We start from the raw sequence: 16,997 nt of genomic DNA, 5'->3' as shown, positions 1-16,997 counted from the left end.
TTCTGAGGGGGTGACGGGCGCTCCGGTAGGGGGCGCCCCCGGCGGAGGGACGGCGAGCGGGATGACGGTGACGGGGAAGACGACGATGGTGACCGGGGGCACCGGGACGCTCGGGCGGCTGGTCGTGGAGCGGCTGCGGGCCGGCGGCGGCGAGGTGCGGGTGCTCAGCCGGCACGCGCCGCCGCCGTACGCCATCGACCTGCGCAAGGGCGGCGCGGGTCTGGTCGAAGCGCTCACGGGCGCGGACACCGTGGTGCACTGCGCGTCCAACCCGCGCGGGGGCGACGAGGAGGCGGCCGGCCACCTGATCGAGGCGGCGCGGGGCGCCGAGGTGCGGCACCTGGTGTACATCTCGATCGTCGGCGTCGACCAGGTGCAGTTCGGCTACTACCGCAGCAAGCTCGCCGTCGAGCGGCTGATCGAGGAATCGGGGCTCGGCTGGACCGTCCTGCGTACGACGCAGTTCCACGACCTGGTGCTCCAGGTGCTGTCGGCCTTCGCGAAACTGCCGGTCATGCCGGTCCCGGTCGGCCTGGTCGACCAGCCGATCGACAGCGGCGAGGTCGCCGTACGGCTGGCCGAGCTCGCGGCGGGCGAACCGGCCGGCCGGGTACCGGACATGGGCGGACCTGAGGTGCGGACCTTCGCCGACCTGGCCCGCGCCTACCTGCGCGCGAGCGGGCGCCGCCGCCCCCTGCTCAAGGTCCCGCTGGCGGGCCGCACGTACCGTTCCTTCCGGGCGGGCGGGCACCTGGCGCCGGAACGGAACGTCGGCGTGGGCACGTTCGAGGACTTCCTCGCGGGACGTTTTCCTCCTGCGGAAACTCGCTAGCCCGCGGCCGCGCGGGAGCCCCACTCTGGCCGAGGGGACACGTCCACCGGGGAGACGTGTCCCGGTCGGCCGGACCGGCCGACCGGACGAGATCCGGCCGGCCGGGTCGTCCACCGCCCTACGGCGCCGCTTCGAGCACGGCGCCGTAGCGGCGTGTTGTCCCGAAGTCCCTTCCGCCACGGGCGCGTACGTGGACCCGAGCAAGGCGAACATCCGGGCGGCCTTCAATTCCCTGGTGCACCGTTGAGCGGTTCCCATCCAGTCAACGGTGCGCCGTAGGCACGAAAATGCCGCCGCCCCCACCCGCACGGTGGGAGCGGCGGCACTTTCGCGAAGAGCGCTGCCGGGCCGGGCCCGGCTACTGGCCGATCCGCGGCAGGTTGCCGAGCGGGCCGGGCAGCTCGGTGCCGGTCTGCTGCGCCCGCAGCAGCGCGATGACCGCGCCGACGCCCGCGAGGATCAGGCTGACCCAGAAGCTGAAGCCGTGGCCGCCGGCCGGGCCGAAGTCGGAGTGCGCGAAGATCGCGATCACGTAGAGCACGAAGCCGATGCCGAAGCCCAGGAAGGTCAGCGCCCTGGCCGGGGTGGGCAGTTGGATCTGCGGGGCGAAGAGGCTCGCGGCCAGCGCGCCGGCGCCGAGCACGGTCAGCACCATCGCGAACCAGGCTATGAACAGCCCGTGGTCGAAGTGCCAGGCGCTCCAACTCACACTTCCGAGGTGCACGCCGTACGCGCCGAAATCCCAGGAGTAGTAGTCGAAGAACGAGAAGATGAGGACGATGAACCCGATCCCGAGAATCGCCCAGTCGAGCCGGTTGACCGAAGCGGGGTCGAATGAACCCCCGGACGGTCCACCCGCGTGCGGCGGCGGGGCCGGCGAGCCGGGGGGCGGCGGCACGTCGTGCGTCATGGTGTCTTGTCTCCCTGGTGACATGCGTGAACGAAGAACTCCGGGCGGCTGAGACTAGCGGTCCGCCGCCTGCTCCGTAAGCAAGTCGCGGCGGCATGCGTCGGGTGGGTCCAATTGGTCGTACGGATACGGGAGAAACCCCTGTGGCGGGAAGTGCCTTTCCTGGTGTGCGGGTTTTCGTGGTGCGGACGGATAACACCCGTGATGTCGGTTGGCGAGGTTCAAACGGTGGCAAATGAGCCGGAGTTCATCGGAATTCGGCGGAGCCGGCGACCGGCGACGGGGCAGCCGGAACGGCAGGGGGTTCGCTAAGTTCGGCTGTCTGAATCCGAGTTGAGGCGAGCGTGGAGGCGGACATGGCGGACGGCACGCGGCAACCGGGCCAGCGCGGCGCTTCGTGGGTGAGGCTCCCCGACCCCGTGGACATCCTGACCAGCCAGGACCTGGTGCTCGACTTCGACGGCGCGATGGAACTCGCCCGCGCCTACCTCGACGTGGACGCCCGGGAGCACGCCGCCGCCGTCGCCGTACGTGCCGGGGGCTCCGGCGAGGCCGACGTGCGGGTGGCCGGCGAACTCGTCACCGCGCTGATCCACCTCGCCGAGGGCGAGTCCCGGCAGGCGGTCAAGTGCCTCAAACCGCTGGACGGCTTCTCCGACCTGGACGTCGCCGCCGAGGTCTTCCTCGTGCGCGGCATGGCCATGGAGGCGCGCGGCAAGCGGGGAGACGCCGACGCGAACTACCGGCTGGCGATGGGCCTGCCGCGGGCCATCAGCGCGGGCCTGGCCGCGATCCGGCTCGCCGGGATGGCCCTGGCCACGGACGACCTCGACGAGGCCGGCCGGATGCTCCAGGCCGCGATGGGATGCGGCGTGCCGGTCGTCACCGCCCGGGCCGAACTCGAACTCGCCCTGCTCCTCGAACGATCCGGCAACCAGGAAGCCGCCATCAAGCGTTACCGCGCCGCCATCGACAGCCCGCAGCAGAAGACCGCGCTGCACGCCGCGTTCAACCTCGCCGGGCTGCTCCGGGAGACCGGCGACAGCCCCGAGCAACTCGCCGAGTCCCGGCACTACTTGGAACAGGTGCACGCCTCCGGGCACCCCGGGTACGCGCCCAAGGCCGCGGTCGACCTCGCTGTCTCGCTGCTCGAAGAGGAGCGCGCCGACGAGGCGGTGCCGCTGCTCGAAGAGGGAACCGCCGCCGCCGACCCCGCGGTCTGCGCCCTCGCCCACTTCCACCTCGGCATCATCCTCATCGACGCCGAGCAGGCCCGACGCCACCTGCGCACAGCGCAGAAGACCGGCACCGGCGAGGTGAAGACCCGCGCCGCGGAAGCGCTGAGGCTGCGCCGCGACCGCTGAGACCCGTACGGCGCAGGCCCGTTCAGCAGGCGCCCGCACGACGCCCGTACGACGCCCCGCACGGCGTCCGTACGGCGTCGCTACGGAGCCTGGGCCACGGCGCTAGCGTGGGGACGGTGACAGATGAACCGCCCCGGCGGGGGCGCCGGCCGGGGGCTTCGGACACGCGCGGCGCCATCCTCGCCGTCGCGCGGCAGAAGTTCCTCGAACACGGCTACCAGGCGGTGACCCTGCGCGCGATCGCTGACGAAGCCGGCGTGGACGTCGCCCTGATCAGCTACTACTTCGGCTCCAAGCGGGGGCTGTTCGGCGCGGCGATGGCACTGGTGGCGAACCCGGCGGACGTGCTGACGCGGGTGCTCGACGGCGACCCCGCCACGTTCAGCCTGCGGGCGCTGCGCGCCTTGGTGACCATCTGGGACTCCTCCGACACCCGGCCCGCCCTGGAGGCGATGGTCCGCAGCGCGGCGGCCGACGAGGCACTCGCCGCGCTCCTGCGGGAGATGCTCGAACGCGAGGTGTTCGGCCGGATCGCCGAACGTATCGGCGGGGCGCACGCCCAGGCGCGGGCGATGGCGTTCGGCGCGCAGATGGCGGGCATCATCATGACGCGGTACGTGCTGCGCCTGGAGCCGATCGCGTCCATGTCGGTGGACGACATCGTCCGGCACTTCGGCCCCTCCCTGCGGCTCGCCCTTCAGGGCCCGCCCACCCGTAAGCGGCGGTCGTCCAGGTAGCGGGGCGGCCGGCCTCGGGAATTCATCAGGGCCGGCGGATTCGGGCGGTGCGTCGGACAGGAGCCCCGTACGACCGGCGGCCGGAATTCATCAGCATGGCGAGTGGCCGACCCCGGGCGGGACCGTGAGCAGGACAGCGACATCCCGTAGGAGGAGGCTCCCATGCGCACCGTGGACTCGCGGAGCGGCACCCCACCCGCCGAACCCGCCCGCCCCGCTCACCCCGCCTCACCGGCAGGCCCGGCCGTCCGGCACGGTGTGGTCCTGTTCGTCACGTGCCTCGCGCTCGGCGCGGTGGTCTCGGCGATGGCCTCGCTGAACGTCGCGCTGCCCAGCCTGGCCCGCGAAACCCACGCGAGCCAGACGCAGTTGTCGTGGATCGTGGACGCCTACAGCCTCGCGTTCGCCTCGTTGCTGCTGCCCGCGGGGGCGTTGGGCGACCGGTTCGGGCGGCGGCGGGCACTGGTGGCCGGCCTCGTGGTCTTCGCCGTGGGATCGGTGCTGGCCGTGTTCACCAAGGACGCCAACGAACTGATCGCGCTGCGGGGCCTGTTGGGGGTGGGCGCGGCACTGGTGATGCCGGCGACGCTGTCCACCATCACCAGCACCTTCCCGCGTGAGCAGCGGACGAAGGCGGTGAGCGCGTGGACCGCGGTGGCCGGCGCGAGCGCCGTCGTCGGCCTGCTGACGTCGGGCCTGCTGCTCCAGGAGTGGTCGTGGCGCTCGGTGTTCCTGCTCAACGTGGTGCTCGCGGCGGTCGCCGCGGTCGGCACGCTGGTCTTCGTACCGGAGTCGGCGGAGGCGGAGCGGCCTCGGCTCGACGCGGTGGGCGCGCTGATCGCGGTGCTCGGCCTGCTCGCCCTCGTCTACTCGGTGATCGAGGCGCCCACCCGCGGCTGGGCCGACCCGCTCACCCTCGGCGGCATCGCTCTCGGCGTGCTGGTGCTCGCCGCCTTCGTCGGATGGGAACTGCGCCGGGAGCAGCCGCTGTTGGACCCGAGGCTGTTCCGCAACCGGCGGTTCTCGGCGGGCTCGGTGTCGGTCACGCTGCAGTTCTTCGTCTTCTTCGGCTTCATCTTCGTGGCCATGCAGTATCTGCAACTGGTCCGTGGGGACAGCCCGTTGGTGGCCGCGGTGAGCGTGCTGCCGCTGGCCGGCGCGCTGGTGCCCGCCACCCGGCTGACCCCGCGGCTGGTGGCCCGGGTCGGCGTGCGGCGGCCGTGGGTGGTGGGGCTGGTGCTGGTGGCGGTCGCGATGGCGGTCCTCTCACGGCTGGGCACCGACAGCCCGTACTGGCTGGTCGTCGCCGGACTGGTCCCGCTCGGGGCCGGGATGGGCCTGGCGATGACGCCGGCGACCACCGAGATCACGGACGCGCTGCCGCGGGCGCTGCAGAACGTCGGCTCGGCGATGAACGACCTGTCGCGCGAACTGGGCGGGGCGCTCGGCATCGCGGTCCTCGGGAGCCTGCTCAGCGCGGGCTACCGCACGCACCTGCACCTGCCGGCCGGGCTGCCGCCGCGGGCGGCGGACGCGGCCCGCTCCTCGCTGGCCGGGGCGAGCGGCGTCGGCGGCCCGGTCGCCGACGGAGCACGGCACGCCTTCGTGGACGGCATCCACCAGACGCTGCTGGCGGGCGCGGGCGTGGCCCTGCTCGCGGCGGTCGTCGTCGCCCTGCTGCTGCGGGGCACGCGGTCGCGTTCCGCCGGGCGCGGCGAGCAGGTCGGTGAGCAGGTCGGCGAGCAGGCCGGCGCGGCGGATGGGACGGCTTCCCTGCCGGACGGCGCCGTTCCCCGGCCGGGCAGTACGGGCTCAATGCCGGACGGCACGGGCCCAATGCCGGGCAGCACGGGCTCAATGCCGGACGGCACGGGCCCTCAGCCGGATGGCACGTACACCGACAAGCGCCAGCCGCAGCCCCGTTGACCCACCCCGCCTGATCCGTCCCGCTCGACCCGCTCCGCCGTGCGCCCCCTCCTCCACCCGCACGGCTCGGGCCCGCGGCCGATGACGGCCGCGGGCCCGTAGTGCGGGAGACCGGGGGTCAGTGACCGCCGTTGTGCTCCTTCAGGCGGCGGAAGGACTCCTCGATCTCCGCCTCGGCCTCGGTGCGGCCGACCCAGTTCGCGCCCTCGACGGACTTGCCGGGCTCCAGGTCCTTGTAGACCTCGAAGAAGTGCTGGATCTCCAGACGGTCGAACTCCGAGACGTGGTGGATGTCCCGCAGGTGCTCCACGCGCGGGTCGGACGCGGGCACGCACAGCACCTTGTCGTCGCCGCCGGCCTCGTCGGTCATCCGGAACATGCCGATGGCGCGGCAGGTGATCAGGCACCCGGGGAACGTCGGCTCGTCCAGGATGACCAGCGCGTCCAGCGGGTCGCCGTCCTGGCCGAGGGTGTTCTCGATGAAGCCGTAGTCCGCGGGGTAACTCGTGGACGTGAAGAGCCTGCGGTCCAGGCGGATACGACCGGACTCGTGGTCCACCTCGTACTTGTTTCGTGAACCCTTCGGGATCTCGATCGTGACGTCGAACTCCACGGCCCTACTCCTCAATGATCAGCACACAGTGTGGGTGGTTAAGTGTCTCCCACGCATCGGGGTGGTCGCGAAAGGGGCTGGTCGGCTGTGCCGCTCGGCAGGACGTGGCAGGTCGTGGCGGTATCCGCCGGGATGGGCGTGGTCGTCGCCGCGGGGGCGGCGGCCGCGGCCGGGCCGTGGCAGGGCGGGCAGCGCACTGCGGAACGGAACTTCGCCGCCACGCGGGACGCCGAGGCCGGACCGGGCGGGAAGCCGAAGGCCACGCCCGGCCCCGCATCCACGGCCGCCTCCCCGGGCGGACCCGGGGGCATATCGACGGCCGTGCCGTCCGCGGCGCCCGTCCTGCTGCCCGTCGGCGGCTCCGCGGCGCCCCTGCCGGCCGGCCTCTCCGTCGAGCTCGCCCGCAAGCTCGACCCGCTGCTGACGGCGTACGGCATGGGCCCGGTCCGCACCGGCGCCGTGATCGACGTGAGCAGCGGCAGCGTGCTCTACGACCACCAGGACGGCACCGCGACGACCCCCGCGTCCACCACCAAACTCGCCACCGCGACGGCCGCGCTGGGCCTGCTCGGCCCGGAGAAGCGGCTGACCACGCGGGTGGTGGCGACCGGGACCACCGGGAAGGGTGACGTGGTGCTGGTCGGCGGCGGTGACCCCACGCTGGAGTTGGGGCAACTCGCCGAGGACACCGCGAAGGCGCTGAAGGCGGCCGGGCGGACGAAGATCGCGCTCGGGTACGACACGTCGCTGTACAGCGGGCCGGCGCTGCACCCCATCGGGCACAACGAGAACCTCGCGCCGGTCACCGCGCTGATGGCCGACGAGGGGCGGCTCGACGGGAGCAGCAGCGGCCCCGCGTCCCGCGCGTGGGACCCGGCGGCGAGCGCGGCGGGGGACTTCGCGCAGCTGCTCGGCAAGCAGGGGATCACCGTGACCGGCGTCGCGCACGAGCACGCGGGGACGGCGGGGAACGTGGCCGGCACCACGCTCGCCACGCACGTGTCGGCGCCGCTGGCCGACCTCGTGGAACGCATGCTCACCAACAGCGACAACGACCTCGCGGAGGCGCTGGCGCGGCAGGCCGCGATCGCGAGCGGGCGGCCGGCGAGCTTCGCGGGGGGTGCGGCGGCGATCAGGGCGGCGCTGGTGCGGTACGGGGTGCCGCTGCCGCGGGCGTCGTTCCACGACGGGAGCGGGCTCGACCACGACGACCGGCTGGCGCCGGTCACCCTCGCGCGGTTGCTGGCGCTTGCGGCGAGCCCTGAACACGCCGAGCTGCGCTCGATCCTCACGGGGGTGCCGGTGGCGGACTTCACGGGGACGCTGGCGGCGCGGTTCCACGGGTCGCCTGCGGCGGGCCTGGTGCACGCGAAGACGGGGACGCTCACGGGGACCAACACGATCGCGGGGACCGTGGTCACCGCCGGCGGGCGGCTGCTCGCGTTCTCGTTCATGACCCAGGGCGGATACGACCCCGTCGCCACCGAGCGCGCCCTCGACGCCCTCGCGACAGCCGTAGCCACCGCCTGACCCTGCGGGGCTCCCCCGTTCTGTCGGCCCAGGGACCACCTCCCGGTGAGAGCCGGCCCCTGCGGGGTGGCTGCCTCGTCCTCGTCTGCGGGCCCGTTGTGGTTGGTCGCGCAGTTCCCCGCGCCCCCCTGCGGGGTGGCTGCCTCGTCCTCGTCTGCGGGCTCGTTGTGGTTGGTCGCGCAGTTCCCCGCGCCCCTTCGGGCTTGCGCCGTTGTGGGTTCGGTCTGCTTCCCGTCTGCGGGCTCGTTGTGGTTGGTCGCGCAGTTCCCCGCGCCCCCCTGCGGGGTGGCTGCCTCGTTCTTGTCTGCGGGCTCGTTGTGGCCGGTCGCGCAGTTCCCCGCGCCCCTTCGGGCTTGCGCCGTTGTGGGTTCGGTCTGCTTCCCGGCCGCGGGCTCGTTGTGGCTGGTCGCGCAGTTCCCCGCGCCCCTTCGGGGGGCCGCCGTCGCGGTGGCGGTTGGCTCCCGAGTGCCGGCCGGCGGCCTGCTGTGCGCTGCGGAGCAGCCGCACATACTCAGGGGCGCGGGGAACTGCGCGACCAGCCACGTCCGGCGGGCAGGTAGGTGCCCACAGCAAGGGGCCGTCACCCAGGGGCGCGGGGAACTGCGCGCTCGGCCACGACGGGCCCGCGGACGAGGACGAGGCGGCCACCCCGCAGGGGCCCGCGGACGGATCGGAGCCCTGAGAACGGGGGCGGAGAAGCGTTAGGCACCCCCAAAGCGGGAGCGGCAACGTACCGTGAAGGTATGACGAGCATCGGTGGAAGCGAGATGGTCGACTGGAACCTCGCCGTGGCGACCGCGCAGCGGCTGACGCGGCCCGGGCCGGAGGTGAGCCGGGACGAGGCACGCGCGATCGTGGCCGAGTTGCGGACCCACGCGGAGGAGTCGGAGAACCACGTCAGCGCGTTCACGCGGATGTACGGCGACGGCGGGGCCCGCCCGCACGGCACCCCCGTGCTGATCGTGGACCGCCCCGGCTGGGTCCGCGCCAACGTCGCGGGCTTCCGCGAGGTGCTCAAACCGCTGCTGGGCAAGATGCAGGCCCGCCGCCCGGGCGGCCCGGGCGGCGTCATGCTGGGCACCGTGGGCGGCAAGGTCACCGGCGTCGAGGTCGGGATGCTGCTGAGCTTCCTGTCCTCCCGGGTGCTCGGCCAGTACGAGACGTTCGCCCCCGCCACGCGGGAGATGCCCGCGGGACCGGTGCAGCCGGGCCCGGGGGAGCCCAGGGCCGGGCGACTGCTGCTGGTCGCCCCGAACATCGTGCACGTCGAGCGCGAGCTGGACGTCGACCCGCACGACTTCCGGCTGTGGGTGTGCCTGCACGAGGAGACCCACCGCACCCAGTTCTCCGCCGTGCCCTGGCTGCGCGACCACATCGAGGGCGAGATCCAGTCCTTCCTCGGCGAGACCGAACTCGACGCCTCCACGGTCGTGGAGCGGGTCCGGCAGGCGGTGCAGACCTTCAGCGGCGCGGGCAAGGACCGCGAGGAGGGCGAGGAGGGGGCCGACGGCGAGCCGGACGACGGCCGCAGCCTCGTGGACCTCGTGCAGACCCCCGCGCAGAAGGAGATCCTCACCCGGCTGACCGCCGTGATGTCGCTGCTGGAGGGGCACGCCGACTACGTGATGGACGGCGTGGGCCCCGAGGTGGTGCCGAGCGTCGCGGAGATCCGGGAGAAGTTCGGGCAGCGCCGCGCCAGCGGCGCGGGCCGGCTCGACCAGGCGCTGCGCCGGCTGCTGGGCCTGGACGCGAAGCTGCGGCAGTACCGCGACGGCGAGCGGTTCGTGCGCGGCGTGGTCAAGGACGTCGGCATGGACGGCTTCAACCGCGTGTGGACCTCGCCGAACACGCTGCCCACCAAGGCGGAGATCGCCAAACCCGCGGAGTGGGTGGCGCGGGTGCACGGCCGCACCGACGGCTGAGCCGGGCGCCGTACCGTACCGCCGTGGACGCGGGCGGGCTCGTTCGCAGGAGCGCGAGCCCCGGCCGCGCCTCCGCGAGCCGTGGCCGTTCGCATCCTCCGCCTCACCCGTACCGGCCGTGCCGCCCCGCTGAGGGTGGTCCGGCCGCTGGTTTTGCGCCCGGTTCACCCGTCCGAGGGACCGCTGGCGTGGGGTGCCGCGTGCGATGCTCGGGTTATGCCCGGGCTTCTGTCACCATCTGAATACCCTGCGTCAACCTGTCTCGCAGGGCTTCTCGCTCTGCCCGCCCCACCCAGCCTCCCCAGGAGGGAACCGGACATGGGACCCCACCCCACGGTCGCGGCGATACGTCTGGCGGTCCGCCGCGTCCTGCACGACGTGCTCGCAGCCTCCGCCGACGCGTCCGCCGCGCCGTCCACCGCCACCGCGGGCGCCGCCGGCCCGCTCGTACTCGCCGCGTGCAGCGGCGGCGCCGATTCGATGGCGCTGGCCGCCGCCCTCGCCTTCGAAGCGCCCCGGCTCGGCATGCGCGCCGGCGCCGTCACCGTCGACCACGGCCTGCAAAGCGGCTCGGCCCGCCGCGCCCAGGAGGTCGTGGAGCGGCTGCGTGCCCTCGGCCTCGACCCGGTCGACGCGATCGGCGTGACCGTCGGCCGGCAGTCCACCACGGCCGCGCACGGCGGCGCGTACGTCGGCACCGCGGGCACCGGCACCGGTCGCCGGGTCGGCCCCGAGGCCGCCGCGCGCGACGCGCGGTACGCCGCGCTGGACACCGTCGCCGAACGCCGCGGTGCCGCCGCGGTGTTGCTCGGCCACACCCGGGACGACCAGGCGGAGACGGTGCTGCTCGGCCTCGCCCGCGGCTCCGGCACCCGCTCGCTGTCCGGCATGGCCGCGGTCTCCGGCACCGGCGGCCGCTACCGCCGGCCGTTCCTGCTGCTCGACCGCGACACCGTCCGCCAGGGCTGCCTCGCCCAGGGCATCACCGTGTGGGAGGACCCGCACAACCACGACCCCGCGTACACCCGCTCCCGGGTCCGGCACGAAGCGCTGCCGGTGCTGGAGAAGTCGCTCGGCAAGGGCGTCGTGCAGGCGCTGGCCCGTACCGCCCAGCTCTCGCGCGACGACGCCGACGCCCTCGACCAGTGGGCCGCCGACGCGCAGGCCGACGTGGCCGGCGACGACGGCAGCCTCGACGTGGCGCGGCTGCACCGGCTGCCCGCGGCGGTCCGGCGCCGGGTGCTGCGCAGAGCGGCGGTGGCCGCCGGGTCCCCGCCCGGCTTCCTCTTCGCCCGCCACATCGAAGAGGTGGACCGCCTGGTGACGGGCTGGCGCGGGCAGAAGGCGCTCAACCTGCCGGGCGGCGTCGCCGTCCGAAGGGCGGATGGCAGACTGGTGTTCTCGCCGTCGTAGAGCCGCAGACCTGAGGACGTACCGCGTAGTGAACGAGACCGACATGGGCGCCGACCTTGAGAAGGTGCTCATCGCCAAGGCAGACATCGACGCGAAGCTGGGGGAGCTGGCCGCCGAGATCGATCGGGACTACGCGGGCAAGGACCTGCTGATCGTCGGTGTCCTCAAGGGCGCCGTCATGGTGATGGCCGACCTGGCCCGAGCCCTGTCGAGCAACGTGACCATGGACTGGATGGCGGTGTCCTCCTACGGCGCCGGCACCAAGTCCTCCGGCGTGGTCCGCATCCTCAAGGACCTCGACACCGACATCGCCGGACGGCACGTCCTGATCGTCGAGGACATCATCGACTCCGGGCTGACCCTCTCCTGGCTGATCAGCAACCTCGGATCGCGCGGCCCGGCCTCCCTGGAGGTCTGCACGCTGCTGCGCAAGCCCGAGGCGGCGAAGGTTCGCATCGATGTCAAATACACTGGCTTCGACATCCCCAACGAGTTCGTGGTCGGTTACGGCCTGGACTACTCCGAGAAGTACCGCAACCTGCCGTTCGTCGGCACCCTCGCACCGCACGTCTACGGGGGCTGAGGCCGCACTGAGACCACCCTCACGGCGGCCCGGGGAACCCCTGTCGGTTTCCCGCCGTTGGAGCAGGGGAAAGCCGGATTGTTAACGGTCGGCGGCAACCTCGGGTCACAATGCTGGGGTACCGTCCGAAGGATCGGGTCATACACCGGATGCACACGCCGCCCACCAGCGGCTGTGCCTCACTGCGGCAGGAGGGACGGGGCGTTTACGCCCCGCATGGATGGACGTGAAGCGCTATTTCCGTGGGCCGGTCATGTGGATCGTGCTGGCTGTCCTTGCCGTGGTCGTGTTGATGGAAGTCGTCGGCTCCGGCGGCGGCTACAAGACAGTCGACACAGGCCAGGTACTGCACGCGATCAACACCAACCACGCCAGTTCCGCACAGCTGACCACTGGGGACGACAACTCCATCAAGGTCCAGCTCAAGGACGGCTACAAGATCAAGGGCAGCTCGAAGGTCCGCGCCAGCTACATCGGCAACCAGGGCTCCTCGATCGCCGCAAACCTGCAGAAGATCCAGGACGGACAGGTCAAGGGCGTCGCACTGCCCGACGGCTACACCGTCTCGCCGTCCAAGCAGAACGCGTTCGTCAGCATCCTGCTGTCGCTGCTGCCCTTCGTCCTGATCGTGGTGGTCTTCCTCTTCCTGATGAACCAGATGCAGGGCGGCGGTTCGCGCGTCATGCAGTTCGGGAAGTCCAAGGCCAAGCTGATCACCAAGGACACCCCCAAGACCACCTTCGCCGACGTCGCGGGCTGCGACGAGGCGGTGGAGGAACTGCAGGAGATCAAGGAGTTCCTGCAGGAGCCGGCGAAGTTCCAGGCCGTCGGCGCCAAGATCCCCAAGGGCGTGCTGCTCTACGGCCGTCCCGGCACCGGTAAGACGCTGCTGGCGCGAGCCGTGGCCGGCGAGGCCGGCGTGCCGTTCTACTCGATCTCGGGTTCCGACTTCGTCGAGATGTTCGTCGGCGTCGGCGCCTCCCGGGTCCGCGACCTGTTCGAGCAGGCCAAGGCGAACGCCCCGGCGATCGTCTTCGTCGACGAGATCGACGCTGTCGGCCGGCACCGCGGTGCGGGCCTCGGCGGCGGTCACGACGAGCGCGAGCAGACCCTCAACCAGCTGCTCGTCGAGATGGACGGCTTCGACGTCAAGGGCGGCGTGATCCTCATCGCCGCGACGAACCGGCCGGACATCCTCGACCCGGCGCTGCTGCGCCCGGGCCGGTTCGACCGGCAGATCGCGGTCGACCCGCCGGACCTCAACGGCCGGCTGGAGATCCTCACCGTGCACCAGAAGGGCAAGCCGATCGCGCCGGACGTCGACCTCATGGCCGTCGCCCGCCGCACCCCCGGCTTCACCGGTGCCGACCTGAGCAACGTGCTCAACGAGGCGGCGCTGCTCACCGCGCGCAGCGACAAGAAGGTGATCGACAACAGCGTGCTGGACGAGGCCATCGACCGTGTGGTGGCCGGCCCCCAGAAGCGCACCCGGATCATGTCGGACAAGGAGAAGAAGACCACCGCTTACCACGAGGGCGGACACGCCCTGGTCGCGGCGGCCTCACCGAACTCCGACCCGGTCCACAAGATCACCATCCTGTCCCGCGGCCGTGCCCTCGGCTACACGATGGTGCTGCCCGACGAGGACAAGTACTCCACGTCGCGCAACGAGATGCTCGACCAGCTCGCCTACATGATGGGCGGCCGGGCGGCGGAGGAACTGGTCTTCCACGACCCGACCACCGGCGCCTCGGACGACATCGACAAGGCCACCACCACCGCCCGCGCCATGGTCACGCAGTACGGCATGACCGAGCGGCTCGGCGCGATCAAGTTCGGCACCAGCGACTCGGAGCCGTTCCTCGGTCGTGAGATGGGTCACCAGCGCGACTACTCGGAAGAGGTCGCCGGGCTGGTCGACGAGGAGGTCAAGAAGCTGATCGAGACGGCGCACAACGAGGCGTGGGAGATCCTCGTCGAGAACCGCGACGTCCTCGACAACCTCGTGCTCGCGCTGCTGGAGCGGGAGACGCTCAACAAGGAGGAGATCGCCGAGATCTTCGCCCCGGTGGTCAAGCGTCCGCCGCGCCCGGCCTGGACCGGTTCGGCTCGCCGGACCCCGTCCACCCGGCCGCCGGTGCTCTCCCCGAAGGAGCTGGCACTGACCAACGGCGCCCAGGCGATCAACGGAAGCGGCCCCTCGCCGGTCTCCACCACCAAGCCCACCGAGCCGGTCGACCTGCCGGAAGACCGCCCGGAGAGCTGAACATCACACCGATCCACCCCGTTTCGGGCACTGTCCGGAATGCGATTCGCGGCCCCAGGGTTCTAGCCTTGGGGCCGCGGCCGTGTTTTCGACCGGCTGCGTTTCCCTACCGGCCGCGATGGCAGCAGCAAGACGCATCAGCAAGGCGGCACCGGCGAGGCGGCACCGGCCAGGTGGCGCCGGCAGGAGGAGCGAGGCCCATGACCGACCCCGTGACGCTCGACGGCGACCAGATCCCCGGCGAGTTCGACGAGAAGCGGGCCGAGGCCGCGATCCGTGAGCTGCTCTACGCGGTGGGCGAGGACCCCGACCGGGAGGGCCTGCGCGAGACCCCGAGCCGGGTGGCCCGCGCCTACCGGGAGATATTCGCCGGGCTGTGGCAGCAGCCCGAGGACGTACTGACCACCACCTTCGACCTCGGTCACGACGAGATGGTGCTGGTCAAGGACATCGAGGTGATGTCCTCCTGCGAGCACCACCTGGTGCCCTTCGTCGGCGTCGCCCACATCGGGTACATCCCGGCGAGCAGCGGGAAGATCACCGGACTGTCGAAGCTGGCGCGGCTGGTGGACGTGTACGCGCGGCGCCCGCAGGTGCAGGAGCGGCTGACCACGCAGGTCGCCGACGCGATGATGCGGATACTGGAGCCGCGCGGGGTGATCGTCGTCATCGAGTGCGAGCACATGTGCATGACGATGCGCGGGGTGCGCAAGCCCGGGGCGAAGACCATCACGTCGGCGGTGCGCGGCCAGCTGAGGGACCCCGCGACGCGCTCCGAGGCGATGAGCCTGATCATCGGCCGCGGGTAGCTGCTCGGGGGAACCGGGGCAGCCAGGCATCCGGGGGATCTGCCCGGGTAACCGGAAGCAGCCCGGGGGGAAGGTTTCCGGTCGTACCGGCGGGCTGTCGAGCGCGCCCAGCCGAGAGATCGTCGCGGATTGACACGACTCGCGCGCAACCCGTAGACGGATGATTCCGTCCTAGTGGGCGCAACCGTCCCTCATACCGGAACCTGTGAGCACCTTGTCCGCTGACCGCGCCCGCATGACGCACCACCGCCTGATGCCGCACGCCTCGTCCGTACCGAAGATCTTCGGTACGGCGGCGGCCGTGATCGGCCTGCTCGACGTGGTCTCCGCGGTGTTCCCCGCCTTCCGCAACCGGCGGATGCACGAGCTGGCCGCGGTCTTCCCGGGCACCGTCAGCTCGCTCGCGGCGGCGACGGCGGTGGTCACCGGCATCCTGCTGCTGATGCTGGCGCACGGCCTGAAGCGGGGCAAGCAGCGCGCCTGGTGGGCGGCGGTACTGCTGCTGCCGCTCGGCGCCGCCACCCAGATCGTCTACCGGCACTCGATCTTCGGCGCCGTGGTCTCGCTGGGCCTGCTCACCCTGCTGATCAGGTACCGCGGCGAGTTCACCGCGCTCTCCGACCCGCGCACCCGCTGGCGGGCCGTGGTGAACCTGGTCGGCCTCAGCACGCTGGCGTTCTGCCTCGGCCTGGTCATCACCAGCGCCCACCCCGCCTCCGAGCGCGGCAACCCCGGCATCACCGACCGCTGCCTGCACGTGCTCTACGGGCTCTTCGGCTTCTCCGGCCCGGTGCACTACACCAGCGACCGGGTCGGCGACGTGGTCGGCTACTCGCTGGGCGGCCTCGGCCTGCTCATCGCCTGCTCCACCGCCTACCTGGTGCTGCGGCCGGCCCGCCCGGTCGCCGAGCTGAGCGAGGACGACGAGCAGCGGCTGCGGGTCCTGCTCGCCCGGCACGGCGCCCGCGACTCCCTCGGCCACTTCGCGCTGCGCCGCGACAAGTCCGTGGTCTTCTCGCCCAGCGGCAAGGCCGCGATCTGCTACCGGGTGGTCTCCGGCGTGGCGCTGGCCAGCGGCGACCCGATCGGTGACGTGGAGGCGTGGCCCGGCGCCATCGAGTCCTACATGGACCTCGCCCGCGCGCACGCCTGGCTGCCCGCCGTCGTCGGGTGCAGCGAGACCGGCGGCGAGGTGTGGACCCGGGAGACCGGCCTGGACGCCCTGGAACTCGGCGACGAGGCGATCGTGGACGTCGTGGACTTCACGCTGGCCGGGCGGGCGATGCGGAACGTACGGCAGATGGTCAAGCGGATCGAGCGGTGCGGATACGTCTGCCGGGTGCGGCGGGTGCACGAGCTGACCGAGGAGGAGAAGCAGCGGGTGCGGCTCGCCGCGGACGCCTGGCGCGGCACCGACACCGAGCGCGGCTTCTCCATGGCGCTCGGCCGGTTCGGCGAGGAGACCGACGGGGACTGCGTGGTCGTCACCGCCCACAAGGAGTGCGAGCCGGACGCCGCGCACCCCGAACTCGGCGACCTGCGGGCCGTCCTGCACTTCGTGCCCTGGGGGGCGGACGGCATGTCCCTGGAGCTGATGCGGCGCGACCGCGCCGCCGACCCCGGGCTCAACGAACTCCTCATCGTGGCCGCCCTGCAGAAGGCGCCCGAGCTGGGCGTGAAGCACGTCTCGCTGAACTTCGCGATGTTCCGCTCGGCACTGGCCCGCGGCGAGCGGATCGGCGCCGGGCCGGTGCTGCGCGGATGGCGCGGGCTGCTGGTGTTCCTGTCCCGCTGGTTCCAGATCGAGTCGCTGTACAAGTTCAACGCCAAGTTCCAGCCCCAGTGGGTGCCGCGGTTCCTGGTCTTCCCCAACTCGCGCGACCTGCCCCGGATCGGCTTCGCCATCATGCAGGCCGAGGGCTTCGTCACCCTGTCGCTGCCGTTGCCCGACGCCCTCCAGCGCTTCCTGCCCGGCCGCGCCGCCCGCCCCGCCCACCGCCACAAGCCCGGCTACGCCTCCCTGGAGGACGCCCCCGAGCGGAAGTTCGTGGCATAGCGCCCGGCCCGGCGCCCGGAGGCGAGTCGGCGGCGT

The 16,997-nt window shown here is 72.3% G+C and carries 13 protein-coding genes; 11 read left to right on the top strand and 2 right to left on the bottom strand.

The features are described from left to right. Positions 1 to 61: 61 nt before the first annotated feature. Positions 62 to 832 (top strand): SDR family oxidoreductase, encoded by a 771-nt coding sequence (locus ACIPAE_RS33225; protein WP_402450377.1) that lies wholly within the window; start codon positions 62 to 64, stop codon positions 830 to 832. A 358-nt stretch (positions 833 to 1,190) separates the two neighbouring features. Here ACIPAE_RS33225 and ACIPAE_RS33220 read toward each other — a convergent pair whose 3' ends face one another. Further along, the gene (locus ACIPAE_RS33220; protein ID WP_328465294.1) at positions 1,191 to 1,742 is read right to left on the bottom strand and encodes a hypothetical protein; all 552 of its coding nucleotides are present in this window, start codon (positions 1,740 to 1,742) and stop codon (positions 1,191 to 1,193) included. Positions 1,743 to 2,098: 356 nt separating this feature from the next. Here ACIPAE_RS33220 and ACIPAE_RS33215 point away from each other — a divergent pair, with 356 nt between their 5' ends. The 3 genes from ACIPAE_RS33215 (at position 2,099) to ACIPAE_RS33205 (ending at position 5,769) form a co-directional block, all read left to right on the top strand. After that, positions 2,099 to 3,106 (top strand): hypothetical protein, encoded by a 1,008-nt coding sequence (locus ACIPAE_RS33215; protein ID WP_402450375.1) that lies wholly within the window; start codon positions 2,099 to 2,101, stop codon positions 3,104 to 3,106. 116 nt (positions 3,107 to 3,222) lie between these two features. After that, positions 3,223 to 3,843 carry a TetR family transcriptional regulator gene (locus tag ACIPAE_RS33210; RefSeq protein ID WP_402450373.1) on the top strand — a complete coding sequence of 207 codons (621 nt, stop codon included), beginning with the start codon at positions 3,223 to 3,225 and terminating at the stop codon, positions 3,841 to 3,843. A gap of 162 nt (positions 3,844 to 4,005) precedes the next feature. Continuing rightward, the gene (locus tag ACIPAE_RS33205; protein ID WP_402450371.1) at positions 4,006 to 5,769 is read left to right on the top strand and encodes an MFS transporter; all 1,764 of its coding nucleotides are present in this window, start codon (positions 4,006 to 4,008) and stop codon (positions 5,767 to 5,769) included. Positions 5,770 to 5,887: 118 nt separating this feature from the next. On the opposite strand, the gene ACIPAE_RS33200 is transcribed toward ACIPAE_RS33205, so the two are convergent. Then, positions 5,888 to 6,382, bottom strand: a complete 495-nt coding sequence (locus ACIPAE_RS33200; RefSeq protein ID WP_328465286.1) for an inorganic diphosphatase — start codon at positions 6,380 to 6,382, stop codon at positions 5,888 to 5,890. Between the two features lie 114 nt (positions 6,383 to 6,496). On the opposite strand from ACIPAE_RS33200, the gene dacB reads away from it, so the two are divergent. The 7 genes from dacB to ACIPAE_RS33165 all read left to right on the top strand — a co-directional run bounded on the left by dacB (position 6,497) and on the right by ACIPAE_RS33165 (position 16,961). Beyond that, positions 6,497 to 7,912 carry a D-alanyl-D-alanine carboxypeptidase/D-alanyl-D-alanine-endopeptidase gene (gene dacB, locus ACIPAE_RS33195; protein WP_402450369.1) on the top strand — a complete coding sequence of 472 codons (1,416 nt, stop codon included), beginning with the start codon at positions 6,497 to 6,499 and terminating at the stop codon, positions 7,910 to 7,912. A gap of 743 nt (positions 7,913 to 8,655) precedes the next feature. Beyond that, the gene (locus ACIPAE_RS33190; RefSeq protein WP_329368136.1) at positions 8,656 to 9,834 is read left to right on the top strand and encodes a zinc-dependent metalloprotease; all 1,179 of its coding nucleotides are present in this window, start codon (positions 8,656 to 8,658) and stop codon (positions 9,832 to 9,834) included. Between the two features lie 318 nt (positions 9,835 to 10,152). Continuing rightward, positions 10,153 to 11,247 carry a tRNA lysidine(34) synthetase TilS gene (gene tilS / locus ACIPAE_RS33185; RefSeq protein WP_328465280.1) on the top strand — a complete coding sequence of 365 codons (1,095 nt, stop codon included), beginning with the start codon at positions 10,153 to 10,155 and terminating at the stop codon, positions 11,245 to 11,247. A 28-nt stretch (positions 11,248 to 11,275) separates the two neighbouring features. Beyond that, on the top strand, positions 11,276 to 11,830 hold the full coding sequence (gene hpt, locus ACIPAE_RS33180) for a hypoxanthine phosphoribosyltransferase (protein WP_328465278.1): 555 nt from the start codon (positions 11,276 to 11,278) through the stop codon (positions 11,828 to 11,830). A 220-nt stretch (positions 11,831 to 12,050) separates the two neighbouring features. Beyond that, on the top strand, positions 12,051 to 14,096 hold the full coding sequence (ftsH, locus tag ACIPAE_RS33175; RefSeq protein WP_329368139.1) for an ATP-dependent zinc metalloprotease FtsH: 2,046 nt from the start codon (positions 12,051 to 12,053) through the stop codon (positions 14,094 to 14,096). A gap of 200 nt (positions 14,097 to 14,296) precedes the next feature. Further along, positions 14,297 to 14,905 carry a GTP cyclohydrolase I FolE gene (folE, locus tag ACIPAE_RS33170; protein ID WP_329368141.1) on the top strand — a complete coding sequence of 203 codons (609 nt, stop codon included), beginning with the start codon at positions 14,297 to 14,299 and terminating at the stop codon, positions 14,903 to 14,905. Between the two features lie 235 nt (positions 14,906 to 15,140). Beyond that, a complete protein-coding gene (locus ACIPAE_RS33165) occupies positions 15,141 to 16,961 on the top strand; it encodes a phosphatidylglycerol lysyltransferase domain-containing protein (RefSeq protein ID WP_402450365.1) in 1,821 nt (606 codons plus the stop codon). Positions 16,962 to 16,997: the final 36 nt, after the last annotated feature.

Source organism: Streptomyces sp. NPDC087270 (assembly GCF_044744625.1).
In the GTDB taxonomy this organism is placed as follows: domain Bacteria; phylum Actinomycetota; class Actinomycetes; order Streptomycetales; family Streptomycetaceae; genus Actinacidiphila.
Note: the sequence above shows the minus strand (reverse complement) of the source record. Positions and strands in the feature narration are given on the sequence as shown.